This window comes from Pseudomonas cyclaminis (assembly GCF_015163715.1).
Classification (GTDB): Bacteria; Pseudomonadota; Gammaproteobacteria; order Pseudomonadales; family Pseudomonadaceae; genus Aquipseudomonas; species Aquipseudomonas cyclaminis.
Map to the genome: position 1 here is coordinate 1 of NZ_JADDUM010000028.1, position 25503 is coordinate 25503.

23 protein-coding genes are annotated in these 25503 nt (G+C 58.5%); 11 read left to right on the forward strand and 12 right to left on the reverse strand.

Annotated features, from left to right (window positions below; translation table 11 throughout):
• From IQK56_RS04050 to IQK56_RS04080, 7 genes are all read left to right on the forward strand, one after another.
• Nucleotides 1-522, forward strand: a 522-nt coding sequence (locus tag IQK56_RS04050) for an NAD-dependent epimerase/dehydratase family protein (RefSeq protein ID WP_193901549.1), incomplete at its 5' end; no start/stop codon positions are given.
• Between the two features lie 220 nt (nt 523-742).
• Nucleotides 743-1138 (forward strand): DapH/DapD/GlmU-related protein, encoded by a 396-nt coding sequence (locus IQK56_RS04055; RefSeq protein WP_246500143.1) that lies wholly within the window; start codon nt 743-745, stop codon nt 1136-1138.
• Complete coding sequence (locus IQK56_RS04060) at nt 1135-2319, forward strand: glycosyltransferase (protein ID WP_150674629.1); 1185 nt, start codon at nt 1135-1137, stop codon at nt 2317-2319. The genes IQK56_RS04055 and IQK56_RS04060 overlap by 4 nt, the downstream gene beginning before the upstream one ends.
• Nucleotides 2316-3470, forward strand: a complete 1155-nt coding sequence (locus IQK56_RS04065) for a glycosyltransferase family 4 protein (RefSeq protein WP_193863199.1) — start codon at nt 2316-2318, stop codon at nt 3468-3470. Before IQK56_RS04060 ends, IQK56_RS04065 begins: the two co-directional genes overlap by 4 nt.
• 8 nt (nt 3471-3478) lie before the next feature.
• The gene (locus IQK56_RS04070; RefSeq protein WP_193863201.1) at nt 3479-4603 is read left to right on the forward strand and encodes a glycosyltransferase; all 1125 of its coding nucleotides are present in this window, start codon (nt 3479-3481) and stop codon (nt 4601-4603) included.
• Nucleotides 4604-6013: a mannose-1-phosphate guanylyltransferase/mannose-6-phosphate isomerase gene (locus IQK56_RS04075; RefSeq protein WP_193863203.1), complete on the forward strand. Its 1410-nt coding sequence runs from the start codon at nt 4604-4606 to the stop codon at nt 6011-6013.
• 9 nt (nt 6014-6022) lie between these two features.
• Nucleotides 6023-6784 carry a glycosyltransferase family 2 protein gene (locus IQK56_RS04080; protein ID WP_193863205.1) on the forward strand — a complete coding sequence of 254 codons (762 nt, stop codon included), beginning with the start codon at nt 6023-6025 and terminating at the stop codon, nt 6782-6784.
• 84 nt (nt 6785-6868) lie between these two features.
• Here the strand turns inward: IQK56_RS04080 and IQK56_RS04085 are convergent, their stop codons facing one another.
• The 12 genes from IQK56_RS04085 to mtnA form a co-directional block, all read right to left on the reverse strand.
• The gene (locus IQK56_RS04085) at nt 6869-7102 is read right to left on the reverse strand and encodes a lipopolysaccharide assembly protein LapA domain-containing protein (RefSeq protein WP_150674634.1); all 234 of its coding nucleotides are present in this window, start codon (nt 7100-7102) and stop codon (nt 6869-6871) included.
• Nucleotides 7103-7127: 25 nt separating this feature from the next.
• Complete coding sequence (ihfB, locus tag IQK56_RS04090; RefSeq protein ID WP_003218804.1) at nt 7128-7424, reverse strand: integration host factor subunit beta; 297 nt, start codon at nt 7422-7424, stop codon at nt 7128-7130.
• 132 nt (nt 7425-7556) lie between these two features.
• Nucleotides 7557-7841 (reverse strand): hypothetical protein, encoded by a 285-nt coding sequence (locus IQK56_RS04095; RefSeq protein ID WP_122306756.1) that lies wholly within the window; start codon nt 7839-7841, stop codon nt 7557-7559.
• Between the two features lie 147 nt (nt 7842-7988).
• Nucleotides 7989-9211 (reverse strand): IS3 family transposase gene (locus IQK56_RS04100; protein WP_193863207.1). Its coding sequence is split into 2 segments (ribosomal slippage): nt 7989-8851 and nt 8851-9211, totalling 1224 coding nucleotides; the frame shifts between segments, so codons are not numbered across the junction.
• A 104-nt stretch (nt 9212-9315) separates the two neighbouring features.
• A complete protein-coding gene (gene rpsA / locus IQK56_RS04105; protein WP_193863209.1) occupies nt 9316-11001 on the reverse strand; it encodes a 30S ribosomal protein S1 in 1686 nt (561 codons plus the stop codon).
• Nucleotides 11002-11121: 120 nt separating this feature from the next.
• Nucleotides 11122-11811 (reverse strand): (d)CMP kinase, encoded by a 690-nt coding sequence (cmk, locus tag IQK56_RS04110; RefSeq protein ID WP_150674636.1) that lies wholly within the window; start codon nt 11809-11811, stop codon nt 11122-11124.
• The gene (locus IQK56_RS04115) at nt 11808-14018 is read right to left on the reverse strand and encodes a bifunctional prephenate dehydrogenase/3-phosphoshikimate 1-carboxyvinyltransferase (protein ID WP_246500145.1); all 2211 of its coding nucleotides are present in this window, start codon (nt 14016-14018) and stop codon (nt 11808-11810) included. The genes cmk and IQK56_RS04115 overlap by 4 nt, the downstream gene beginning before the upstream one ends.
• Nucleotides 14019-14046: 28 nt before the next feature.
• Complete coding sequence (hisC, locus tag IQK56_RS04120; protein WP_122306759.1) at nt 14047-15159, reverse strand: histidinol-phosphate transaminase; 1113 nt, start codon at nt 15157-15159, stop codon at nt 14047-14049.
• Between the two features lie 9 nt (nt 15160-15168).
• Nucleotides 15169-16263: a prephenate dehydratase gene (gene pheA, locus IQK56_RS04125; RefSeq protein WP_053132458.1), complete on the reverse strand. Its 1095-nt coding sequence runs from the start codon at nt 16261-16263 to the stop codon at nt 15169-15171.
• Nucleotides 16263-17348, reverse strand: a complete 1086-nt coding sequence (gene serC / locus IQK56_RS04130) for a 3-phosphoserine/phosphohydroxythreonine transaminase (RefSeq protein WP_193863213.1) — start codon at nt 17346-17348, stop codon at nt 16263-16265. The genes pheA and serC overlap by 1 nt, the downstream gene beginning before the upstream one ends.
• Nucleotides 17349-17459: 111 nt before the next feature.
• Nucleotides 17460-20120, reverse strand: a complete 2661-nt coding sequence (gene gyrA, locus IQK56_RS04135) for a DNA gyrase subunit A (protein WP_099587338.1) — start codon at nt 20118-20120, stop codon at nt 17460-17462.
• A gap of 419 nt (nt 20121-20539) precedes the next feature.
• Nucleotides 20540-21610, reverse strand: a complete 1071-nt coding sequence (gene mtnA, locus IQK56_RS04140; RefSeq protein ID WP_122306761.1) for an S-methyl-5-thioribose-1-phosphate isomerase — start codon at nt 21608-21610, stop codon at nt 20540-20542.
• A gap of 109 nt (nt 21611-21719) precedes the next feature.
• Between mtnA and IQK56_RS04145 the strand changes: the two genes are divergently transcribed.
• The 4 genes from IQK56_RS04145 (at nt 21720) to IQK56_RS04160 (ending at nt 25342) form a co-directional block, all read left to right on the forward strand.
• Nucleotides 21720-23051: a TRZ/ATZ family hydrolase gene (locus IQK56_RS04145; protein ID WP_150674638.1), complete on the forward strand. Its 1332-nt coding sequence runs from the start codon at nt 21720-21722 to the stop codon at nt 23049-23051.
• A 64-nt stretch (nt 23052-23115) separates the two neighbouring features.
• Nucleotides 23116-23814, forward strand: a complete 699-nt coding sequence (gene ubiG, locus IQK56_RS04150) for a bifunctional 2-polyprenyl-6-hydroxyphenol methylase/3-demethylubiquinol 3-O-methyltransferase UbiG (protein WP_122305469.1) — start codon at nt 23116-23118, stop codon at nt 23812-23814.
• Nucleotides 23815-23818: 4 nt separating this feature from the next.
• Nucleotides 23819-24490, forward strand: a complete 672-nt coding sequence (gene mupP, locus IQK56_RS04155; protein WP_150674639.1) for an N-acetylmuramic acid 6-phosphate phosphatase MupP — start codon at nt 23819-23821, stop codon at nt 24488-24490.
• A gap of 111 nt (nt 24491-24601) precedes the next feature.
• Nucleotides 24602-25342 (forward strand): YciK family oxidoreductase, encoded by a 741-nt coding sequence (locus IQK56_RS04160; RefSeq protein WP_150674640.1) that lies wholly within the window; start codon nt 24602-24604, stop codon nt 25340-25342.
• Nucleotides 25343-25503: the final 161 nt, after the last annotated feature.

Sequence of the window (25503 nt, forward strand, 5' to 3'; positions counted from 1 at the left end):
TACAATCGTCAATATGGCCGTGATTATCGTAGCGCCATGCCTACGAACTTGTATGGGCCAAACGACAACTTCCATCCGGAGAACTCTCACGTCATTCCTGCTCTCCTGCGTCGCTTTCACGATGCCACAGAGCAGAATGTCGAAGAAGTCGTGATCTGGGGCAGCGGTTCGCCGATGCGTGAATTCCTGCATGTCGATGATATGGCAAGTGCATCCGTCCATATCATGGAATTGAGCCCTGAGCTGTATGGCGCCCATACCCAGCCTATGCTCTCTCATATCAACGTCGGGACGGGTGAGGACTGCACCATCCGTGAGCTGGCTCAGACCATCGCCAAGGTCACCGGGTTCAAGGGCCGCCTGAGCTTTGATGCGAGCAAACCGGACGGTGCCCCAAGAAAACTGATGGACGTCTCCCGTCTGAAGCAGTTGGGTTGGGAAGCGACAATCACCCTCGAAGATGGACTGAGGGACGCCTACAGCTGGTTTTCCGAGAATACCTTGCGCGTGCGTTCACGTTAGTAAAAGGTGCATGGGATGGTTCATCCTGGAGCCATTCAATGCATCTCTCTCACCTCAATTCCTACCCTGCAGGAAGCAACAGTCTCCGACCGGGGCGCTCCCGGTCGAGGCTTAGTCGGTACCTATGATAAGACACCTAATCAACATCATTCTGTCGCTCCTCCCGCCATCCCGTCTGTTTACCGCCCGATCGGCGCTTCTGCGCTGGGCGGGCATCGAGATGCACCCGGACGTCAAGTTCTGCGGGCGTGGATGGATCTATGGCCGGGGACGCCTGATCATTGGCGAAGGCACCTGGCTTAGCCCTGGGGTGGTCTTTCATACCCATCAAGAAGCCGATATCCAAATCGGCTCCCGCTGCGACCTGGGGCATGGCGTTGAATTTATCGTCGGCAGCCACGAACTCGGACCCCGCGAGCGACGCGCGGGCACCGGAACAGCACGCCCAATTGTGGTGGGTGACGGCTGTTGGATTGGCGCCAAAAGCATCATTTTGGGGGGCGTCACCATTGGTGACGGCGCCATCGTTGCCGCCGGAGCGGTGGTGACACGCGACGTTCCCGCCCATACGCTGGTCGCTGGCGTGCCGGCAGTCGCTAAGAGACAACTCTCATGAAGCGCCCGCTGGTCCTGGTAGTGTGTAATGCGCTGGATGACAAGACTCGCCTTGAGAGGGGCATTGTCAGTGATAGCCCTGCCGCCTCCCGCAAGGTGCTCATGCTCTGCCAGGCATTGCGCGAGGCAGGCGCACGCCCCTGCATCCTGAGCCTTGGGCGAGGACGCGCCAACGGCTCCTTCAATTATTTCCCCCGCACAGTCAGGCGAGTGGCGGGCGTGCCTGTGGTGTACGCGCCGTTTTCACATATACGGTTTTTTTCCCAGTTTCTCTCATTGTTCTTTCTGATCGGCGCCCTGCTGCGACTTTCGTCAAACCCGAAGAAAGCGGTGATTTTTTACAACCGCATGAGTGCTTATCTTCCTTTGCTGATGGCGGCATCCGTCAGCGGCTACAAACGCTTCCTTGACCTTGAGGACGGAGAAGTCGCGGGCCAGAACAGTGGTGCGATGAAAGCACTGCTGGGGCGCTCTATTACCTGGCTGTACGACCGCCTTTGTCCAGATGGCGCGTTGCTGGCGTGCAGCGCGCTGGCAGGCATGACCGGCATTCGTCCAGTCCATTGTTATTATGGCGCGACTTCCACAAAGACATTCGGCGTTAAATCGAGTGCCAACCCGCAATCAGTCCTGATGGCCGGTACGCTCAATGCCGATACCGGTGCGGATCTGCTGATTGATACCATCCGCTTGCTTCGCCAGGACTCCGACGCGTGGGTACACAGCCTGCAATTTGAAGTGACCGGCAAAGGTGAGTCACTCGAGGCCCTCCGGGAGCTGGCCAATGAAGGCGGCACCCCCAGAGTGACGGTGCACGGGCGCACCACCGATATTGAGTACGCCGAGATACTCCATCGATGCACCGTAGGCCTGGCGCTGAAACCGGTGGGTGGCCCTCTGGCTGACACGACCTTCCCTTCCAAGGTTATCGAATTCGCCGAGGCAGGCTTGCTGGTATTGAGTACAGACATCAGCGATGTGCGCGGGGTATTGGGTTCGGGGGCGCTGTACCTGACACGCAACGACCCAAAGGCGCTGGCAGACCTGCTCCGCAGCGTCGTCGAGGAACCAGGGGAAACACTGGCATGCGCCCTCAGGGGCACACAGGCCGTCGTGACTCGATGCTCTCCACAACTGGCTGGTCAGGCAGTGCTAGGCTTTATATGGGGTGAGCGCTCATGACAAAGCAACCTCTGTTCATTACCTGGCAACCGGTCCTGACGGATCATCAAGCGTTTACGTATGAAGCACTGTCTCAGCAAGCACAGACACCGCTCCTGGCTTATGTGCTGACGATGGAAGATGCGACCCGTCGCGCTCAGGGCTGGCAAGACACTCAGGTAACGTCGATAGAACGTCGACTGATACCGCAGCGCGGCGGGATGCTTTACTGCTATCGGAAAATGCTCGAACACCGACATGAAATCCACCTGTTCGGCAGCGCATTTCAGAATCTGAAAATGCTGTACTGCCTGATGCTGGCCGTCTTGTTTCGAGTGGAGTTCTACATCATCTCGGAGCCGTACTCCCCGATTGCACAAGGCTACTTCAACGATAAGCTGCGCACACGCGAAAAGCTCAAGGCAGCGTTACGCCCTTGTCTTTACAGGCTGTACACGGCGCTGCTCAAGCGACGTATATCCGGAGTCTTTTCAATCTCGGCAAAGGCGATTGAACAATACTCAACGTCGGGGATAGCAAAAAACAAACTGTTTCCTTTCGGCTACTTTGTTCCGGCCATCGGGGCACCCGCTTCGAATTCAAAAGATCCCGGTGAAGACGACACGATATTAAGAATTGTCTTTGTCGGCGCGTTGATCGCGCGCAAAGGCATCGATCTGCTCATTGAAGCCGTTGCCCGCTCTAAAGCGCCGATCACTCTGGATATCTACGGCCCTGGCGACTCCACGCTGCTCGCTTTCGACAGCGACAGGATTCGCTTGCGCGGGACAATCCCGTTCGGCATGACGCAGAAAGTAGTGTCCGAGTACGACATCCTGGTTTTGCCCAGTCGTTATGACGGCTGGGGAGTCGTGGTGAATGAAGCGTTGTGCGCCGGCGTTCCTGTGATCTGCAGCGATCAGGTAGGCGCTCGGGTTCTGGTGGAGACATTTGGTGCCGGGGACGTATTCGTGTCCGATGACCCGGATTCACTGGAATCGCTCATCAGTGCATTGCACGCAGACCCCACACGCCTGCTTGCCATGCGCGCTGCCACATCCCGTGCTGCTGCGGCCATTCAACCGGAGGTCGCGGCCCGCTACATGCTGGCCGTTCTTCGCGCCAACCCCCAAAGCAAAGCTGCCGTTATCTCTCCTTGGTATCCGGAATAATCATCGCCATGAGACAAGATACTGTTCGTCTTCACCTGACCAACATTGCCGGACTGGGCGCGGTGCAATTGATCAAGTCATTGCTGCCCGCCCTGGAGAGGAATAAAACCGTACGCGTTGTCGAGGTTTATCTGCCCGACAAGGGAGACTTATCGTCCTATCAGAATAACGACACGTCAGTCGCCGTGACACGTTACCGTCGCTACCTTCCCAATTCGCTATCACGCCTGGCGGAGTGCCTGTTTTTAGGACAGCGCTTTAGTGGGGAGATTCCGCTTCTGGTCATGGGCGACCTGCCCATTCGTTGCACGAGTCAACAGACGGTTTTTGTTCAAACACCCCACCTCCTGCGCCCGAAAAAGTTCTCTTGGCGCCTTGGAAAAATGAAGCAGGCACTGCTCAGACGGGTGTTTCGGTCCAACATCAAATACGCGCAGGCGTTTATCGTCCAGACTACATTGATGCGTGATGCCCTTATCAAGGCGTACCCGTCCCTGCACTCGCGCGTACACGTTGTGGCACAACCTGTTCCTGCATGGTTGTTGAACGCCGGAATCAAACGCACCGGGCGTATCACGGCCAAGGGTGATCCGCTACACCTGATCTACCCCGCAGCTGGATATCCGCACAAAAATCACAAGCTGCTTGCCAGCATTGATGACCGCCAGGCTGCACAGTGGCCCGTCGCGCGCCTTGATATCACGCTCGATGAAAAAAGCAATCCAGCATCCCATCTTCCATGGCTTCACTGCCTGGGGACGCTGGCTGCGCAACAGATGATTGATGCCTACAACAGAGTGGATGCGCTACTGTTTCTCTCAACGGATGAAAGTTATGGGTTTCCACTTGTGGAAGCCATGTTTGCAGGCCTGCCCATCGTATGCCCGGACCTGCCTTATGCGCGGGTTTTATGCGGCGACGAGGCGATATACTTTCAAGCCAATAGCGCGGACTCGTTAAAAGGTGCGGTGAACAAACTGCATGCAAAACTCTCGACAGGCTATTGGCCTGACTGGACAGAACAGTTGAAAACGATCCCCAAAGATTGGGAGACCGTCGCGAAGACCATGCTGGATATCGCTTCAAAGCCGCCAGTCGGCGTGACCAACGAATTGAACGCAAGGGAAGAATAAATGTTGATTCCGGTAATTATGGCCGGCGGTTCTGGTTCACGCCTTTGGCCGCTTTCGCGTCAGCTCAACCCCAAGCAATTTCTCTGCCTGGCTGACAGCGAGCTGTCCATGTTGCAGGCCACGATCAAGCGCCTGGAAGGACTTGACATCGACGTCCCCCGATTAATCTGCAATGAAGAACATCGATTCCTGGCGGCCGAACAGCTTCGGCAACTGGGCCTGGAAAGCGCCAACATCCTGCTGGAACCCGTGGGGCGCAATACGGCTCCAGCGGTCGCACTGGCAGCACTGCAAGCGTGCGCCGACGGGCAGGATCCGCTCTTGCTGGTACTGGCAGCCGATCACCTGATCCAGGATGTCGCCGCATTCCAGGCGTGCATCCACAAAGCGCTGCCCCTGGCGCTCGACGGCAAGTTGGTGACCTTCGGTATTGTGGCGACTCAGCCGGAAACAGGTTATGGCTATATCGAAAAGGGTAATAGCGTCAACGCCGCCGGATTCGAGGTCGCGCGGTTCGTCGAGAAGCCTGATGAAGAAACCGCACGCGCTTACCTTTCCAGCGGAAACTATCTCTGGAACAGTGGCATGTTCATGTTCCGCGCAGGCAGGTACTTGGAAGAGTTGGCGAAATTCCGTCCGGACATCCTCGCAGCTTGTCGCAGCGCTATCGCAGTGGGTGCCCAAGATATGCATTTCACGCGTGTCGGCAAAGAGGCTTTTGCAGCGTGTCCGTCGGAGTCGATCGATTATGCGGTAATGGAGAAAACGGCTGACGCTGTCGTCGTACCGCTCGATGCCGGCTGGAGCGATATTGGATCATGGGCAGCGCTGTGGGAGGTCGGCAAGAAGGACGCCCAAGGCAACGTATGCAACGGGGACGTTCTGGTCGAACAGACCCACAACACATTCGTACACTCCCAGAGCCGCCTGGTGAGCACCGTAGGTGTTGAGGATCTCGTGATCGTGGAAACCAAGGATGCCGTCCTGGTCGCCCACAAAAGCCAAGTGCAGAACGTCAAGAAGATCGTTGATCGATTGAAAGCCGAAGGCCGATGCGAATCCCTTGATCATCGCGAAGTCTATCGGCCTTGGGGGATGTATGACTCCATTGATAATGGCAGCCGCTACCAAGTGAAGCGCATCACCGTTAATCCAGGCGCGAAGCTATCACTGCAGATGCATCACCACCGGGCTGAGCACTGGATTGTCGTGAGTGGCACCGCCCGGGTTACCAATGGTGAGAAAACTTATCTCGTCACTGAAAACCAGTCGACGTATATCCCTATTGGTCAGGTCCACACGCTGGAGAACCCTGGTGTTATACCCCTGGAGCTGATTGAAGTGCAGTCCGGCTCCTATTTGGGTGAAGACGATATCGTACGCTTCGAAGACCTGTATGGTCGTACATAAGAGGTTGTCTTGAAGTTATCAATTATTACAGTCTGCTTTAACAGCGCGAGCACCATTCGAGACACGATTGAGTCCGTTCTTTCGCAAGACTATGGTGATATCGAATACATCGTTGTGGACGGCGGCTCAAAGGACGGGACGCAGGCGATTGTCGAATCTTATGGAGACCGTATCAGCCGCTTTGTCAGCGAGCCGGATAAGGGCCTCTACGATGCAATGAATAAAGGTGTAGCCATGGCAACCGGTGCCGTGGTCGGCATTTTGAATTCCGATGACTTTTATGAAAGCACCACCAGTCTTGCGTCTGTGGCGAAAGCATTCGAACGTCGCCCAGAGAGCGATGCGGTGTTTGGCGATGTGGTTTTTGTCAATCCATCCGACCTGCACAAAGTGACACGCTTTTATCGCGCAAACCGCTTTGCACCATGGAAGTTGCGCTTTGGATGGATGCCACCTCATCCGGCGACATTCATTCGTAAATCAGCTTACGACATCGTCGGCCAGTACTCGTTGAAGTACAGGATTTCTGCAGATTACGAGTTTTTTGTGCGACTGTTTAAGGTTCACGCCCTCAAGTATTCTTATATTGATCAAGTGCTGGTACGGATGCGATCAGGAGGCGCCAGTACTGCTGGACCAAGGAGCAGCTTGAAGTTGAACCTGGAAATCGTTAATGCCTGTCGCACGAATGGGCTGTACACCAACATACTGATGCTGCTGTTCAAATTGCCATTCAAGCTCTACGAATTGCGTAAACGACCAGCCTCATGACTTGGCGGAACCGCTGGAGGTGATGGACAAGCAACTGCCTGCACTGGCAGCGGGCGGATCAGGGTTGAGCGAGGCATCCAAAGGCTATAAACCTTGTTTACGACGCCCCGCAAGCCTGATCACTCCACCGAGCAACGGTCCAATCAGCATGCCCACAATCAACGCCAGCGTAACAAACGCGGCCACCGGCAACTGTGCACTGCTCCACCCGAAAAACGACAGCGCGACGCCCTGCTGATTCTCAAGCACAAAAGCAAGGATCACCAAGACAAGCGCCAGAATGGTCAACACCAACAAAACGCGCTTAACCCCACGCATAACTTTTCCTCCTACCCAAAAACACTCAGACGCCCTCTTCTTCGTCTTCGTTCACCCGATCCCGCAATTCCTTGCCCGGCTTAAAGTGAGGCACAAACTTACCGTCAAGACTCACAGACTGCCCGGTCTTGGGATTACGCCCGACCCGCGGTGCACGATAGTGAAGCGAGAAGCTCCCAAACCCGCGAATCTCAATCCGATCACCGGTAGCCAGACATTGAGACATTTGTTCAAGCATGGTCTTGATAGCCAGCTCCACATCCTTGGATGAAAGCAGCCCTTGATGGGTGACAATTCGTTCGATCAACTCCGACTTCGTCATATTTTTCCCTTCTTTTTCAAGCAGCTAGGAAAAGCGCTTCGAAGGTTTTAGCATGACTTGATGAATTTGAACAGCCCATGCATCAACTTATCTGCTGGCTGAATAAGCACCGGTATCGAACACGTAACACGCCTAATTGCAGATCACAAGCATCGTGCGAGTGACTGCCCCAGCCGGGTTCCAGCCGAACAGGTAGTCGCCCTCCTCATCCTTGGCTTCGCTTGATCTGGTGATGACCTTGTAGCCTTGCATCTTGCATTCGCGGGCGGCGCGCTGCTCGCATTTCGCCCAATGATTGCCAAGCCCCGAGCAGTCGACCTCAATGCCGCTGACACCGCGCCTGGCGTGAGTTTTGGCACTGGTGGCGGAGCAGCCTGCAAGCATTACCACTAAGAACACTACGATAAGCTTGTTCATTGAGATCCTTATTAAAACAACAACAGGAGAGTGCTTTTCTCAAGACTATAGTCAGCTCAGACACTGAGCTGTATGCCTTGGTTCTCAATTGTTGATTCAACGAATTTCAGTGTCTAGTCCTGAAATAGGTTTACACCCATTTCAGCCTCAAAACGCCCGATGCACTGCATCGGGCGTTTTGTATTTAAGTGCCAAATGAGGTCGCTCGCTGTTATAGATTTGCACCGATTCGTCCACCATTTGCTTGGCCTCGACAGCGTCTTTAGGTCGATGCAAGAGAAACTCGTTTTTCAAAATTCCGTTCACTCGTTCGGCCAACGCGTTTTGGTAACAGTCGTAACCATCGGTCATTGAGCATCTGACACGATGTTTGGCGTGCAGTCGCTGGTAAAGCTCTGAGCAATATTGGACGCCACGATCCGAGTGATGAACTAGCTGCTGGTCAGTTGTTCGCTGCTTGAGAGCCTTGCTGAATGCCTGAATTACAGATTCTGTATGCAAGCTTTCGTGCACATGATGGCCCACGATTTTTCGAGAATAGGCGTCTGTGACCAAGCTCAAATAAGCCACACCTGCCTGGGTAGGTAAGTAGGTAATATCAGCCACCCATACTTGCTCAGGAGCTGTGGCGACTACTTGCGTAGGTCCTTCTTTAAGCAGATTGGGGTGTCGGCGGAACCGATGATGACTGTCTGTCGTTTTGTGATAAGCGCGCTTGCGAGGAACCAGTTCGCGCCGGTCTCGCAAAATGTCAAAAAGGCAGTCTCGACCTACCTTTACCGATACTTCAGGCTCACAGTGCATGAGGTTGTGCAGTTTTCGAGTGCCTAAGCGAGGTTGCCTGAGTCGCTTCTCCCGAACAAACACCATGACATCCTGGGCCTGGCGGGCCCGGGCATCACAGGCTCGATTGCGCTTGTAATAAGCCTGGCGGGAAATTCCTATGAATTGGCAAGCCCGACTAATACTCAGGTCTTTGACTTTCCCTTGGGAGAGGACTTGCCGGATCGCTTTTTCACGACAGAGACACCGAAGTCGTTCTTTAGAACATCGACGACGGCTTCAAAAAACTGAGCTTTTTGATTTGCCTGGGCGAGTGCTTCTTCAAGCTCTTTGATTCGCTGCTCAGGCGTCAGCGGCTTATCGGGCTCATCCATGGAACGGGATCTCTTGGTGCGAATTGACGCGCCTTGACTCCAGTTCTGTCGACCATGCCTGCGTAACCAGTTTAAGACGGTCGATTTGCCCTGAATGCCATAGCGCTCTTGAGCCTCTTTATAACTCAACTCGCCTTTTTCGACCTGGTCGACAACGGACAATTTAAAGGTAAGCGAATAGTCACGCTGACTGCGCCTTTTCCCCGTGCTCATTACTCCCTCCTGAAAATGGGTCAGAAGGTGTAAACCTTATTCAGGACGGGACACAGACACAAAAAAGGGCGACCGAAGTCGCCCTTTTTACAGCTTTACAGAACTTAGTTCTGCTTAGCCATTGCTTCGCGCAGCAGGGAGGCCATGGTGGTCTCGCCAGTTGCAGCTTCCGGAGCGGATTTCAGGCTCTGGATAGCTTCTTTCTCTTCAACTTCATCTTTCGACTTGATGGAGAGTTGGATCACGCGGCTCTTGCGGTCAACGCTGATGATCTTGGCTTCTACTTCCTGGCCTTCTTTCAGAAAGTTGCGCGCGTCTTCAACGCGGTCACGGCTGATTTCGGAGGCTTTCAGAGTCGCTTCGATATCGTCGGCCAGAACGATGATGGCGCCTTTGGCGTCAACTTCTTTCACAGTGCCTTTAACGATGGCGCCTTTGTCGTTCTCTTGAACGTACTCGGAGAACGGATCGCTTTCCAGTTGCTTGATACCCAGGGAGATGCGCTCGCGCTCTGGGTCAACCGACAGGATAACGGTGTCCAGCTCGTCGCCCTTCTTGAAACGACGAACAGCTTCTTCGCCAACTTCGTTCCAGGAGATGTCGGACAGGTGAACCAGGCCGTCGATGCCGCCGTCCAGACCAATGAAGATACCGAAATCGGTGATCGACTTGATGGTGCCGGAGATTTTATCGCCCTTGTTGAACTGGCCAGAGAAATCTTCCCATGGGTTAGATTTGCACTGCTTGATGCCCAGGGAGATACGACGACGCTCTTCGTCGATGTCCAGAACCATAACTTCCACTTCGTCGCCGACTTGTACGACTTTCGAAGGGTGGATGTTCTTGTTGGTCCAGTCCATTTCGGAAACGTGTACCAGGCCTTCCACGCCTTCTTCCAGCTCAGCGAAGCAGCCGTAGTCGGTCAGGTTGGTAACACGCGCAGTTACGCGGGTGCTTTCTGGGTAACGAGCTTTGATAGCAACCCATGGATCTTCGCCCAGCTGCTTCAAGCCCAGGGAAACGCGGTTACGCTCACGATCGTACTTCAGAACCTTGACATCGATCTCGTCGCCAACGTTGACGATTTCGGAAGGATGCTTGATACGCTTCCAAGCCATGTCGGTAATGTGCAGCAGGCCATCGACGCCACCCAGATCGACGAATGCGCCGTAATCGGTGAGGTTCTTGACGATACCTTTGACTTGTTGGCCTTCCTGCAGGGATTCCAGCAGAGCTTCACGCTCGGCGGAGTTCTCTGCTTCCAGGACGCTGCGACGGGAAACGACAACGTTGTTGCGCTTCTGGTCGAGCTTGATGACCTTGAATTCGAGTTCTTTGCCTTCCAGGTGCGTGGTGTCGCGCACAGGACGAACGTCGACCAAAGAACCTGGCAGGAACGCACGGATGCCGTTAACGTCGACAGTGAAGCCGCCTTTAACCTTACCGTTGATAACGCCCTTGACCACTTCTTCAGCTGCGAAGGCTGCTTCGAGAACAATCCAGCATTCAGCGCGCTTGGCTTTTTCACGGGACAGCTTGGTTTCACCGAAACCGTCTTCAACCGAGTCCAGAGCAACGTGAACTTCGTCACCGACATTGATTGTCAGATCACCAGCATCGTTGTAGAACTGTTCCAGCGGGATCAGAGCTTCAGACTTCAGACCAGCGTGAACGGTTACCCAGCGAGCTTGGTAATCGATATCAACGATAACACCGGTGATGATGGAGCCTGCCTGAAGGTTCAGGGTTTTTAGGCTTTCTTCAAAGAGTTCCGCAAAGCTTTCGCTCATTTTAATTCCTGTTGATAAGGGCGAAGAATACGCCCATCTCCACACCCCAGACGGTGTGGGTCAGTTTCAGTTAAAAGAAGCCACCGCAGGACTATGACTGGTCCCCTGCGGCCTTCTTGATCACCCGGCGATATCGCGAATGGCGATTTCGCTCAAGATGCGTTCCAGCACCTGCTCGATGGACAACTCCGTGGAATCCAGCTGTATGGCATCAGCCGCCGGCTTGAGCGGGGCTACTGCGCGCTGGGTATCACGCTCATCGCGTGCACGGATCTCATCTAGCAGACTCGACAGACTAACACCATCGACTTTGCCCTTCAACTGCAAGTAGCGGCGACGAGCCCGCTCCTCGGCGCTGGCCGTCAGGAAAATCTTCAGTGGCGCCTCGGGAAACACTACCGTTCCCATGTCACGACCATCTGCCACAAGGCCCGGCGGCTCCTGAAAAGCCCGCTGACGCTGCAGCAACGCATCGCGCACGGCCGGCAGCGCGGCAATCTGGGAGGCCCAGGAACCCACTTGTTCGTTACGCAGGTCATCCGTCACATCATCGCCTTCCAGGATAATGCGCTGGGGATGACCTTCCGTCGCCCCGACGAACTGCACATCAAGGTGCGCCGCCAGGAGCTTCAAGGATTCTTCGTTGGTCAGGTCCACGCCATGGTTACGTGCGGCAAATGCCAGCAGGCGATACAGCGCGCCGGAATCCAGCAGGCACCAGCCCAGGCGCTTGGCCAGGATGCCGGCGATCGTGCCTTTGCCCGAGCCACTTGGCCCGTCGATGGTAATCACCGGTGATTTGATATTCACAATTGAGCCTCTTGGGCAACACGGATGCCGACTTGGGCACACAGTGTAAGGAAATTCGGAAAAGACGTAGCAACATTGGCGCAGTCACGGATACGAATCGGCGCAGTCGCCCTCAGGGACGCTACGCTGAACGCCATGGCAATCCGGTGATCACCCTGGGCATGAACTTCACCCCCGCCCATCAGGCCGCCGTCAATGATAATCCCATCGGAGGTGGCTTCACACTTCACGCCCAGCGCCAGCAGACCATCGGCCATCACCTGGATACGGTCAGACTCCTTTACGCGCAACTCTTCAGCCCCACGCAAAATGGTCCGGCCCTCAGCGCAGGCCGCCGCAATAAACAACACCGGAAATTCATCGATGGCCAACGGCACAAGTGCTTCTGGAATCTCGATTCCCTTCAGCGCCGCTGCACGCACATGCAGGTCTGCGACAGGCTCACCACCGACTTCGCGCTGGTTTTCCAGGGTGATATCTGCGCCCATCAGCCGCAGGATATCGATCACCCCGGTACGGGTAGGGTTGATGCCGACATGCTCCAGCAGCAGATCGGAACCCTCGGCAATCGACGCCGCCACCAGGAAAAACGCCGAGGAGGAAATATCCCCTGGCACCTCAATATGGGTAGCCGTCAGTGCATGACCCGATTCAACCGACGCAGTAGCGCCCTCCACCAGCACCGGATAGCCAAAACCGCGCAACATGCGCTCGGTATGATCGCGGGTCGGTGCAGGCTCGGTCACTGCAGTTTTGCCGCTGGCATACAACCCGGCCAGCAACAAGCAGGATTTGACCTGGGCGCTGGCCATCGGCAACGCATAGTCCAAGCCTTTAAGCGACTGCCCACCACGAATGGTCAGCGGCGGCCGCCCTTCAGGCGCGGTTTCGATCACTGCGCCCATTTCCCGCAGCGGCTTGGCCACCCGGCTCATCGGCCGCTTGGACAACGACGCATCGCCCGTCAGCACGCTGTCAAAGCGTTGCGCCGCCAGCAACCCGGACAACAGCCGCATGGACGTGCCCGAGTTCCCCAGATAAATCGGCCCCGGCGCTGGCTTCAAGCCATGCAAGCCCACGCCATGAATGGTCACGCGCCCATGGTGCGGGCCCTCAATGACCACACCCATGTCGCGAAACGCCTGCAAGGTCGCCAGGGCATCTTCGCCCTCAAGAAAACCTTCAACCTCGGTCACGCCGTCAGCCAATGAGCCCAACATGATCGACCGGTGGGAGATTGACTTGTCACCCGGCACCCGGATGCGCCCGCTCACGCGGCCGCCCGGACTGGCGAGAAAGGTCAGTTCATCGGCGTTCACAGCGGTTTCCATATAGGCGCGCCGCGCCAGGATCTTGCTGAAATGCTCACGCGCCACCCGCGCACGGGTGAACACGCCCAACAATTGATGACCATCACCCGCGTCGACTGCATCGCGCAGGGCATCGAGATCACTGCGAAAGGTGTCCAGGGTGCGCAACACCGCTTCGCGATTGGCGAGGAAGATGTCGTGCCACATCACCGGGTCGCTGCCGGCGATCCGCGTGAAATCGCGGAAGCCACCGGCGGCGTAGCGGAAAATGTCCAGGTTCTCGTTGCGCTTGGCCAGGGAATCCACCAGGCCGAATGCCAGCAAATGCGGCAAATGGCTGGTCGCCGCCAGCACTTCGTCGTGGCGTTCGACCTGCATGTGCTCGACGTCCGCTCCCAATTCACGCCAGAGACGGTCCACTACCGCCAGTGCGGCCGAGTCGGTTTGCTCCAATGGCGTCAGGATCACTTTATGCCGACGGAACAGCTGCGCATTGGACGCCTCCACCCCGCTCTGCTCGGAACCGGCAATCGGATGGCCAGGCACGAAGCGCGCAGGCATACCGCCAAAGGCCAGTTGCGCCGCGCGCACCACATTGCCTTTGGCACTGCCGACGTCCGTAAGAATCGCCTGACCCAAGTCCATGCCGGCCAGCACTGCCAGCAACTTCTCCATGGCCAGGATCGGCACCGCGAGCTGGATCACATCAGCCCCCTGGCACGCGAGCGCCAGGTCTGCTTCACAGCGATCCACCACGCCCAGCTCAACCGCGAGCTTGCGCGACTGCGGGTCCAAGTCGACGCCGACCACTTCGCCACACAGCCCGCTTTCACGCAGGCCTTTGGCGAAAGAGCCGCCGATCAACCCCAGGCCGACCACCACCAGGCGACCGATCATAGGCACAGCAGGTTGCAATGCAGTGACATCAACCACGAGCCAGAACCTTGGCCAGCGCCTCCAGGAAACGACTGTTTTCAGCCGGCAAACCGATGGTGATACGCAGGTGGTTCGGCATACCGTAGTTGGCCACCGGACGCACAATCACACCTTCACGCAACAGGCCCTGGAACACAGGCGCAGCCACTTGGCCAAGGTCGACGCAAATGAAGTTGCCTTTGGACGGAATCCAGCCCAGGCCCAACTCACGCAAGCCTGCCTGCAACTGCAGCATGCCGCTTTCGTTGATCCGGCGACCCTCTTCCAGGTACTCGGCATCCTTCACCGCCGCACAGGCTGCCGCCAGGGCGAGGCTGTTGACGTTGAACGGTTGGCGCACGCGGTTCAGCACATCAGCCACCACCGCCGTGGACAGGCCATAGCCAACCCGCAGTGAGGCCAGGCCGTAAGCCTTGGAGAAGGTGCGCGACACCAGCAGGTTCGGGTACGCCGCCAGGAAGTCCAGGCCGTCCGGCAGGTCGCCGCCTTCGGCGTACTCGATGTAGGCCTCGTCCAACACCACCAGCACGTGCCCTGGCACATCCTGCAGAAACTCGTTCAGCGCCTGCTCATCGAACCAGGTGCCGGTCGGGTTGTTCGGGTTGGCGATAAACACCACGCGGGTCTGGGCATCGATGGCCGCCAGCATCGCTGGCAGGTCATGGCCCCAATCCTTGGCAGGAATCACACGCGCATCAGCACCTACGGCCTGAGTGACGATCGGGTAGACCGCAAACGCGTGCTCACTGAACACGGCATTCAGGCCCGGCGCCAGGTAGGCACGACCGACCAGCTCAAGAATGTCGTTGGAGCCATTGCCCAGGGTCACCTGGTTCAGCTCGACCCGGCATTTTTCCGCCAGCAGCGACTTGAGGGCGAAGCCGTTGCCATCCGGATAACGGGTCAGTTCGGCCAGCTCTTCACGAATCGCCGCCAGCACTTTGGGGCTCGGGCCCAGCGGATTTTCGTTGCTCGCCAGCTTGACGATCTTCGAAGGATCCAGGTTCAACTCACGCGCCAGTTCGTCCACAGGCTTGCCCGGAACGTAAGGCGACAGTTGTTGCACGCCCGGCTGCGCCAGGGCGAGGAAGTTGCCACTCATGTTAACGCCTCACAAAACCGCTTTCGGGTAAGAGCCCAGCACCTTGAGTGCCACGGCCTCTTGACTGATTTTCTCGAGCACACCTTTGACCAGCGGGTCGCGGTGATGGCCGATGAAGTCGATAAAGAACACGTAGGTCCATTTACCGCTGCGCGAAGGACGAGTCTCAATGCGCGTCAGGTCAATCCCGTTGTCATGGAACGGCACCAGCAGTTCATGCAGCGCGCCGGGCTTGTTGCTCATGGAGACGATGATCGAGGTCTTGTCGTCGCCGGTCGGCGGCACTTCCTGGCTGCCGATCATCAGGAAGCGCGTGGAGTTATCCGGGCGATCCTCGATTTTCTCGGCCAGGCGCGTCAGGCCGTACAGGCCTGCGGCCATATCGCCGGCAATCGCCGCCGAGTTCCACTCACCCTTGACCCGCTTGGCCGCTTCGGCGTTGCTGGACACCGCCACGCGCTCGACATTCGGGTAATGGGCATCCAGCCACTTGCGGCACTGGGCCAGGGACTGGGCGTGGGAGTAGATGCGGCTGATGCTGTCGGTCTTGGTGCTCTCGCCCACCAGCAGGTGGTGGTGGATACGCAGCTCGACTTCGCCGCAGATCACCATGTCATGCTCAAGGAAGCTGTCCAGGGTGTGGTTGACCGCGCCTTCGGTGGAGTTTTCCACCGGCACCACGCCAAAGTTCACCGCGCCGGCCGCGACTTCGCGGAACACTTCGTCAATGGCCGCCATCGGCTTGCTGATCACCGCGTGGCCGAAATGCTTCATGGCTGCTGCCTGGGTAAACGTACCTTCAGGACCGAGGTAAGCCACCTTCAGCGGCTGCTCCAGCGCGAGGCACGACGACATGATTTCACGGAACAACCGCGCCATCTCTTCGTTGCCCAGCGGGCCCTTGTTGCGCTCCATCACGCGCTTGAGCACCTGGGCTTCACGCTCGGGACGGTAGAACACCGGCACTTCGCCTTCAGCCAGGGACGCCATCTTCACCCGTGCCACTTCCTGGGCGCATCGCGCACGCTCACTGATCAGCTCCAGGACTTTCTCGTCCAGGCTGTCAATGCGTACACGCAGGGCCTTGAGCTCTTGTTCAGACATTAGCCGTGTTCCTTTTCGAACTCTGCCATGTAGGCCACCAGCGCGTTGATCGCGTGGATGTCGACAGCGTTATAGATGGAGGCGCGCATGCCGCCGACTGAACGATGGCCCTTGAGGTTCAACAGGCCACGCGCATCGGCACCGGCCAGGAATGGCTTGTCCAGGCGGTCGTCAGCCAGGCGGAACGGCACGTTCATCCACGAGCGGTCGGTCAGGTTGATCGGGTTGCTGTACAGGCCGCTGGCGTCGATGAAGTCGTACAAGGTGCGCTTCTTCTCTTCGTTGAGCTTGCCCATGGCGGCGACACCGCCCTGCTCCTTCAGCCACTCGAACACGAGGCCGGACAGGTACCAGGAAAACGCCGGCGGGGTGTTGTACATCGAGCCGTTGTCGGCCGCGACCTTGTAGTTGAGCATGGTCGGGCACAGCGAACGGGCACGACCCAGCAGGTCTTCACGAACGATATTGACCAGGATGCCACTTGGGCCGATGTTCTTCTGCGCGCCGGCGTAGATCATGCCGTACTTGGACACATCGATCGGGCGCGACAGGATGTCCGAAGACATGTCGCACACCAATGGCACATCGCCAACTTCCGGCACCCAGTCAAACTCCAGGCCGCCGATGGTTTCGTTCTGCACGTAGTGCACGTAGGCAGCGTCCTTCGACAACTTCCATTCGTTCTGACCGGGAATGGCGAAGTAATCGTAGGGCTTGGCGGTGCCGGCCACATTGACATGACCGTAGCGCGAGGCCTCTTCAATAGCCTTCTGACCCCAGATACCGGTGTCGATGTAGTCGGCCGTGCCGTCTTCCGGCAGGAGGTTCAGCGGGATCTGGGCGAACTGCTGGCTCGCGCCGCCTTGCAGGAACAGCACTTTGTAATGGGAGGGGATGTCCAGCAAGTCGCGCAGATCCTGCTCGGCCTTGGTGGCAATGGACACGAACTCATCACTGCGATGGCTCATTTCCATCACGGAGAGGCCTTTTCCATGCCAGTCGAGGAGTTCACCCTGCGCACGCTGCAGGACTGCTTCAGGAAGCGCCGCGGGACCGGCACAGAAGTTATAGGCTCTCTTGCTCACATCCAATCTCACTCTGATCTGGTGGGGTGGTGCAATAAACGGGTATTTCAATACTTTCATAAGGGACAAACAACAAGGGGGCGAATCTTCATCCGCCCCCTGTGTGTCCGCTTATTCCTGCGGTTCTTCTTCGTCTGCGGCAGCGTCGAGGGTTGGCTCGTCGACGATATCATCGCCGCTTGCCATTACCTCACGTGCGAACTCGGCATCGGCCTCGTCCAGCTCTTCACCTTCCACTTCCGATGGTTCCTGGACACGCTCCAGACCAACCAGTGTCTCGTCGCTGGCCAGCTTGATCAGCGTCACGCCCTGGGTGTTACGGCCCAGGCTCGACACTTCAGCCACACGGGTACGTACCAGGGTGCCCTGGTCGGAAATCAGCATGATCTCCTCGCCGTCGAGCACCTGGACCGCGCCGACCAGGCGGCCGTTGCGATCGTTGCTGACCATGGCGATAACGCCCTGGCCGCCACGCTTGTACTCCGGGAACTCGCCGATGGCCGTACGCTTGCCATAGCCACGCGCCGAAGCGGTGAGGATCTGGCTGCCTTCTTCCGGGATCAGCATCGAAATCAGCTTCTGCCCTTCCGGCAGACGCATGCCGCGCACACCGCGGGCGGTACGGCCCATGGCACGCACGTCGGATTCCTTGAAACGCGTGACCTTGCCGCCGTCGGAGAACAGCATGACTTCACGCTCGCCGTCGGTGATGGCGGCTGAGATCAGCACGTCGCCTTCGTCCAGCTCAAGGGCGATCAGGCCCACGCTGCGCTGGCGGCTGAAGGATTCCAGCGGGGTCTTCTTCACGGTGCCTTTGGCAGTCGCCATGAAGATGAAGTGACCTTCGGTGTATTCGTCTACCGGCAGCATGGTGGTGATGTATTCATCACTGTCCAGCGGCAGCAGGTTGACCAGCGGGCGACCACGGGCGGCGCGGGACGCTTCCGGGATTTCGTAGGTTTTGAGCCAGTACACCTTGCCTTTGCTGGAGAACAGCAGCAGCGTGGTGTGGCTGTTGGCGACCAGCAGGTGAGCGATGTAGTCCTCATCCTTCACGCCGGTAGCCGATTTACCTTTACCACCACGACGCTGGGCCTGGTACGCAGCCAACGGCTGGGTCTTGGCATAGCCGCCATGGGAGATGGTGACCACGCGCTCTTCTTCCGGGATCATGTCACCCAGGGTCAGGTCGAGACGGGCATCGAGAATTTCGGTGCGGCGCACGTCGCCGTACTCGGCGCGGATCACTTCCAGCTCTTCGCGGATCACTTCCATCAGGCGCACGGCGCTGTTGAGGATGCGGATCAGCTCGCCGATCTGGTTGAGGATCTCCTGGTACTCGGCCAGCAGTTTCTCGTGTTCCAGCCCGGTCAGACGGTGCAGACGCAGTTCCAGAATGGCCTGGGCCTGTTCCGGCGACAGGAAATACTTGCCTTCGCGCAGACCGTATTGCGGGTCCAGGGTCTCCGGACGGCACGAGTCGGCACCGGCGCGCTCAACCATGGCCACGACGGCACTGGATTCCCACGGCATCTTGATCAGCGCTTCTTTCGCTTCCGATGGGGTCGGCGAGGCTTTGATCAGGGCGATCACCGGGTCGATGTTCGACAGCGCAACCGCCTGGCCTTCCAGGATGTGGCCGCGTTCGCGGGCCTTGCGCAGTTCGAACACGGTGCGGCGGGTGACCACTTCGCGGCGGTGACGCACGAAGGCTTCCAGCAGATCCTTGAGGTTCAGGATGCGTGGACGGCCGTCGATCAGGGCAACCACGTTGATACCAAACACGCTTTGCAGCTGGGTCTGGGCATAGAGGTTGTTGAGGATGACCTCAGGCACTTCACCACGACGCAGCTCGATCACCACGCGCATACCGTCTTTGTCGGACTCGTCACGCAGCTCGGTGATGCCTTCGAGCTTCTTCTCTTTGACCAGCTCGGCGATCTTCTCGATCAGGCGTGCCTTGTTGAGCTGGTACGGGAGTTCGGTGATGACGATCTGCTGGCGGCCACCGACCTTGTCGATGTCTTCGATCATCGAGCGGGCGCGCATGTAAATGCGGCCACGGCCGGTGCGGTAGGCTTCGATGATGCCAGCGCGACCGTTGATGATCGCGGCAGTCGGGAAATCCGGACCCGGGATGTATTGCATCAGCTCATCGACGGTCAGCTCGGGGTTGTCGATGAGGGCCAGGCAACCGTCGATGACTTCACCGAGGTTGTGCGGCGGGATGTTGGTCGCCATGCCCACGGCGATACCGCTGGAACCGTTGACCAGCAGGTTGGGAATGCGGGTCGGCATGACAGCCGGGATCATTTCGGTGCCGTCGTAGTTCGGCACCCAGTCCACGGTTTCTTTATGCAGGTCGGCCAGCAGCTCGTGCGCCAGCTTGGTCATGCGCACTTCGGTGTATCGCATGGCCGCGGCGTTGTCGCCGTCGACGGAACCGAAGTTACCCTGGCCGTCTACCAGCAGGTAGCGCAGGGAAAACGGCTGGGCCATCCGAACGATGGTGTCGTACACCGCAGTGTCGCCGTGAGGGTGATACTTACCGATCACGTCACCGACAACACGGGCAGATTTCTTGTACGGCTTGTTCCAGTCGTTACCCAGCTCGCTCATCGCGAACAGCACACGCCGGTGCACGGGCTTCAAGCCATCGCGCGCATCAGGCAGTGCCCGACCGACAATTACGCTCATCGCGTAGTCGAGGTAGGACTGTTTCAGCTCGTCTTCGATATTGACCGGGAGGATTTCTTTGGCCAGTTCGCCCATGAGAAGCCTGATTCCTTTTTCGGGTGAAACCTCGTCACATCCATATGGGACGAACGAAGCTCGCCGCTGCCGGCAGAGTGCCTGACAACGACTTACGACAAATCAACGAGTTATGACACGGATCTGCACGTTATAGGCAACCCCTCGGGGCGGCCCTGGAAACCGCCGGATGTTATCACAATCGCCGCCACGCACCTATCCCCCTGATGCGCATGGAGACTAGTAATTTGACGGATGACAGGCGTGAGGGAGACGAGAGGGGCTCAGAGGCACGGTGATGCCATTTTTTGAGATCGGATCCGAGGGTTTTGTTGACTTTGAAGGCCTATCGGGGGCAAGCCCCCTCCCACATTTTGACTGTGTTCACACTTCAAGTGTGGGAGGCGGCTTGCGATAGCCATTTCACAGACACGCAGCACTCAATGCAACCGCTTACGGCACATCAACTTGGCCAGCTTGGCTGTATCCGGCCGCTCGACAACGCCCTTCTCGGTCACGATCACATCAATAAGATCAGCCGGGGTCACATCAAATACCGGGTTAAAAGCAGCCATTTCCAGCCGCTGGCCCTTCACGTCCAGCAACTCGCCGGGATCACGCTCTTCCAACGCAACATCATCGCCAGTGGCCATCATCAGATCCAGGGTCGAGCTTGGCGCCACCACCATAAAACGCACGCCGTGATGCATGGCACACACCGCCAACTGGTACGTGCCGATCGTGCCGATTACATCGCCATTGGCCGCAATGCAGTCAGCCCCGACGATCACCCAGGTCACGCCTTTGGTCTTGAGGATATGCGCGCCCGCAGAATCAGCATTCACCGTAACCGGGATGCCCTCGCCCGCCAACTCCCAGGCCGTCAGCCGCGAACCTTGCAGCCATGGCCGGGTTTCATTGGCATAGACGTGCTCCACCAACCCCTCAAGAAAGGCAGCACGCACCACCCCGAGAGCCGTGCCCACACCGCCCGTCGCCAATGCGCCGGCGTTGCCGTGGGTCAGGATCGCCTGGGCGTTGCCCTGGTGCTTGCGAATCCGCTCGACGCCCAGTTGGGCCATCACCAGGTTGGCTTCGCGGTCACTTTCATGGATGGCGATGGCTTCTGCTTCCAGGACCGCCAGCGGATCGGCGTGTGTCTTGACGCGATCCAGGCGGTCACGCATGCGTTTGAGGGCCCAGAACAGGTTGGCCGCAGTGGGACGCGTATCGGCTAACAGCGCGTAGTCTTCCTCCCACGCGGCCTGCCAGTCCCCGCCCTCGCCAATGCGATCGCGGGCGGCCAGCACCAAGCCGTAGGCAGCACTGATGCCGATGGCCGGAGCGCCGCGCACGACCATGGCGCGAATGGCGGCAGCGACGTCATCGACGGTGGAGCAGGCCACCCAGGTTTCCTGGGAGGGCAAGGCACGTTGATCGAGCAGGTACAGCGAGCCATCACGCCAATCGATGGCCTTCACTTTCTCCGCTGCCAACAGTCGATCGCGCATCCCTTACTCCGCACTCATGAACAAAAGCCGCCGATTATAGCGATCCGCCAGCCAGGACGCTCGGGTATACTTCGCGCTTCTTTTATAGCTGCCCGGGAAGAAGCCTGCGATGACCTCCACTGCCGCCCCGCTCGACTTACTGCTACTGCCAACCTGGCTGGTACCTGTCGAACCTGCTGGCGTGGTTCTCAAGGAACATGGCGTGGGCATCCGCGATGGGCGCATTGCCTTTATCGGGCCACGGGCCGCGGCGTTGAAGCTGTCGGCCAGCGAAGTGCGCGAACTGCCGGGCATGTTGCTCAGCCCCGGCCTGATCAACGCCCACGGGCACGCGGCAATGAGCCTGTTTCGCGGCCTGGCCGATGACCTGCCCCTGATGACCTGGCTGGAAAAACACATCTGGCCCGCCGAGGCCAAGTGGGTCGATGAAGCCTTCGTACGTGATGGCACCGACCTGGCCATCGCCGAGCAGCTCAAGGGTGGCATCACCTGCTTCTCTGACATGTACTTCTACCCCAAGGTCGCCAGCGATTGCGTGCACAACAGCGGCATACGCGCACAGATCGCAATTCCGATCCTCGACTTCCCGATTCCCGGCGCCAGCAGCGCCGATGAGGCGATTCGCCAGGGCATCGAGCTGTTCGGCGACCTCAAGCACCACCCGCGCATCAAGATCACGTTCGGCCCCCACGCGCCCTATACCGTGTGCGATGCCAACCTGGAGAAGATCCGGGTAATCGCCGAAGAGCTGGATGCCGCAATCCATATGCACGTGCACGAGACCGCCTTCGAGGTGCAGCAGGCCGTCGAACAGACCGGCGAACGCCCGCTGGCACGCCTGGGCCGCCTCGGGCTGCTCGGTCCGCGCTTCCAGGCCGTTCATATGACCCAAATCAGCGAGGACGACCTGGCTTTGCTGGTAGAAAGCAACACCAGTGTCATCCATTGCCCGGAATCCAACCTTAAACTGGCCAGCGGCTTTTGCCCGGTGGAGCGTCTGTGGCAGGCTGGGGTCAATGTGGCCATCGGCACCGATGGCGCCGCCAGCAACAATGATCTGGATCTGCTGGGCGAAACCCGCACCGCGGCAATGCTGGCCAAGGCCGTCGCCGGCTCGGCGACTGCCCTGGACGCGCACCGTGCACTGCGCATGGCTACGCTCAACGGTGCGCGGGCCATGGGTCTGGAAAGCGAGATTGGCTCGCTGGAAGTGGGCAAGGCAGCGGATATCGTCGCCTTCGACCTGTCAGGGCTGGCGCAACAACCGATCTACGATCCGGTCTCACAGCTTATATATGCCACCGGACGCGATTGCGTGAAACACCTTTGGGTCGCCGGCAAGCAGTTGCTCGACGACCGGCAATTGACCCGCATGGATGAACACCAGTTGACCGCCACGGCCATTGCCTGGGGCAAACGCATCAGCGGGCACACCGAATAACGCCGGCCCTGGACCCACATGTCCAGGACCGGCAACCCGATTTATCAGATTTAGAGGATGCACCATGAGCAACGTCGACCACGCCGAAATCGCCAAGTTTGAAGCCCTGGCACACCGCTGGTGGGACCGCGAAAGCGAGTTCAAGCCCCTGCACGACATCAACCCGCTGCGGGTCAACTGGATTGACGAGCGCGTCAACCTGGCCGGCAAGAAGGTGCTGGACGTCGGCTGCGGCGGCGGCATCCTCAGCGAAGCCATGGCCCAGCGTGGCGCCACGGTAATGGGCATCGACATGGGCGAGGCGCCGCTGGCCGTGGCCCAGTTGCACCAGCTGGAGTCCGGCGTGAGCGTGGAATACCGCCAGATCACCGCCGAAGACCTGGCTGAAGAAATGCCCGAGCAGTTCGACGTGGTCACCTGCCTGGAAATGCTTGAGCACGTGCCGGACCCGTCCTCGGTGATCCGCGCCTGCTTCCGCATGGTCAAGCCCGGCGGCCAGGTGTTCTTCTCCACCATCAACCGCAACCCCAAGGCTTACCTGTTCGCCATCATCGGCGCCGAATACATCATGAAGCTGCTGCCGCGCGGCACCCATGACTTCAAGAAATTCATCCGCCCGTCCGAGCTGGGCGCGTGGAGCCGTCAGGCCGGCCTGACCGTCAAGGACATCATCGGCCTGACCTACAACCCGCTGACCAAGCACTACAAGCTGGCCAGCGACGTTGACGTCAACTACATGATCCAGACCCTGCGCGAGGAGTAAGCCTGTGAAGTTGCGAGCGGTTCTCTTCGACATGGACGGTACCCTGCTGGACACCGCGCCGGACTTTATCGCCATCTGCCAGGCCATGCGCGCCGACCGTGGCCTGCCACCGATCAACGACCAGCACATCCGCGATGAAATCTCCGGCGGTGCGCGGGCGATGGTCGCCGTGACCTTCTCGATGGACCCGGAAACGCCGGGTTTTGAGGAACTGCGCCTGGAATTCCTCGAGCGTTACCTGAAAGGCTGCGCCGTCCACAGCAAATTGTTCGACGGCATGGCCGAGCTGCTGGAAGACATCGAGAAGGCCAAGCTGGTCTGGGGCGTGGTCACCAACAAGCCACTGCGCTTCGCCGAACCGATCATGCAGCAACTGGGCCTGGCCGAGCGCTCGGCCTTGCTGATCTGCCCGGACCACGTGAAGCACAGCAAGCCGGACCCGGAGCCCATGATCCTGGCGTGCAAGATGCTCGGCCTGGACCCGGCCAGCGTGTTGTTCGTGGGTGATGACCTGCGTGACATCGAATCCGGCCGCGATGCCGGCACACGCACGGCAGCGGTGACCTACGGCTATATCCACCCGGACGACAACCCGCGCCATTGGGGAGCGGATGTGGTGGTGGATCACCCGCTGGAACTGCGCAAGGTGCTGGATAACGCGCTGTGCAGTTGCTGAGACCTCTGTTGACTGATCCACCGCAATCGGGGGCAAGCCCCCTCCCACAGGGGATCTTCAGTGTTTTCCAGATGGGTGTTTGTAACCTGCTGAATTCTGTCGAGGCTATTTATGTTTGATTACTCCGCACGCCCAGAACTGCTCAAAGGCCGGGTTATCCTGGTGACCGGTGCCGGTCGCGGGATTGGCGCAGCGGCGGCAAAGACGTATGCCGCCCACGGTGCCACCGTGTTGCTGCTGGGCAAGACCGAAGCCAACCTGGCCCAGGTGTACGACGAGATCGAAGCCGCCGGCCAGCCGCAGCCAGTGGTGATCCCCTTCAACCTGGAGACCGCCCTGCCCCATCAGTACGATGAGCTGGCAGCGATGATCGAAAAGGAATTCGGCCACCTCGACGGTCTATTGCACAACGCCTCGATCATCGGCCCACGCACGCCTATTGAGCAGTTGTCCGGTGAAAACTTCATGCGGGTGATGCACATCAACGTCAACGCGATGTTCATGCTCACCAGCACCTTGTTGCCGCTGCTCAAGCTGTCCCAGGATGCGTCGGTGGTGTTTACCTCCAGCAGCGTCGGGCGCAAGGGCCGGGCGTACTGGGGCGCTTACGGGGTGTCGAAGTTTGCCACTGAAGGTTTGATGCAGACCTTGGCCGATGAGCTTGAAGATGTAGCGGCAGTGCGCGCCAACAGCATCAACCCCGGCGGCACACGTACCAGCATGCGGGCCCAGGCGTATCCGGGGGAGAACCCTATGGAAAGGCCGGCGCCGGAAGAGATCATGCCGGTGTACCTGTACCTGATGGGGCCGGACAGTACCGGCATCAACGGGCAGGCGTTTGACGCGCAGTAACATCTGACACACCCTGGATTTGAATGTGGGAGGCCCCACTACCTCTTCGACGTAGCGCTGTCGCGCAGCAAACTGGGCGCACCTACGAAATCCGCGGCTCAATAAGTCGGCTTCACACGGTTTGAGTGTGGGAGGGGCGGGGCAACGATTCGACTTGCCCC

Coding starts and splice junctions, on each gene's coding strand:
- IQK56_RS04055 (WP_246500143.1), top strand. CDS start 743: ATGCACCCGGACGTCAAGTTCTGCGGGCGTGGATGGATCTATGGCCGG.
- IQK56_RS04060 (WP_150674629.1), top strand. CDS start 1,135: ATGAAGCGCCCGCTGGTCCTGGTAGTGTGTAATGCGCTGGATGACAAG.
- IQK56_RS04065 (WP_193863199.1), top strand. CDS start 2,316: ATGACAAAGCAACCTCTGTTCATTACCTGGCAACCGGTCCTGACGGAT.
- IQK56_RS04070 (WP_193863201.1), top strand. CDS start 3,479: ATGAGACAAGATACTGTTCGTCTTCACCTGACCAACATTGCCGGACTG.
- IQK56_RS04075 (WP_193863203.1), top strand. CDS start 4,604: ATGTTGATTCCGGTAATTATGGCCGGCGGTTCTGGTTCACGCCTTTGG.
- IQK56_RS04085 (WP_150674634.1), bottom strand. CDS start 7,102: ATGCGTGGGGTTAAGCGCGTTTTGTTGGTGTTGACCATTCTGGCGCTT.
- ihfB (WP_003218804.1), bottom strand. CDS start 7,424: ATGACGAAGTCGGAGTTGATCGAACGAATTGTCACCCATCAAGGGCTG.
- IQK56_RS04095 (WP_122306756.1), bottom strand. CDS start 7,841: ATGAACAAGCTTATCGTAGTGTTCTTAGTGGTAATGCTTGCAGGCTGC.
- rpsA (WP_193863209.1), bottom strand. CDS start 11,001: ATGAGCGAAAGCTTTGCGGAACTCTTTGAAGAAAGCCTAAAAACCCTG.
- IQK56_RS04115 (WP_246500145.1), bottom strand. CDS start 14,018: ATGATCGGTCGCCTGGTGGTGGTCGGCCTGGGGTTGATCGGCGGCTCT.
- hisC (WP_122306759.1), bottom strand. CDS start 15,159: ATGAGTGGCAACTTCCTCGCCCTGGCGCAGCCGGGCGTGCAACAACTG.
- pheA (WP_053132458.1), bottom strand. CDS start 16,263: ATGTCTGAACAAGAGCTCAAGGCCCTGCGTGTACGCATTGACAGCCTG.
- gyrA (WP_099587338.1), bottom strand. CDS start 20,120: ATGGGCGAACTGGCCAAAGAAATCCTCCCGGTCAATATCGAAGACGAG.
- mtnA (WP_122306761.1), bottom strand. CDS start 21,610: ATGCGCGATCGACTGTTGGCAGCGGAGAAAGTGAAGGCCATCGATTGG.
- IQK56_RS04145 (WP_150674638.1), top strand. CDS start 21,720: ATGACCTCCACTGCCGCCCCGCTCGACTTACTGCTACTGCCAACCTGG.
- ubiG (WP_122305469.1), top strand. CDS start 23,116: ATGAGCAACGTCGACCACGCCGAAATCGCCAAGTTTGAAGCCCTGGCA.
- IQK56_RS04160 (WP_150674640.1), top strand. CDS start 24,602: ATGTTTGATTACTCCGCACGCCCAGAACTGCTCAAAGGCCGGGTTATC.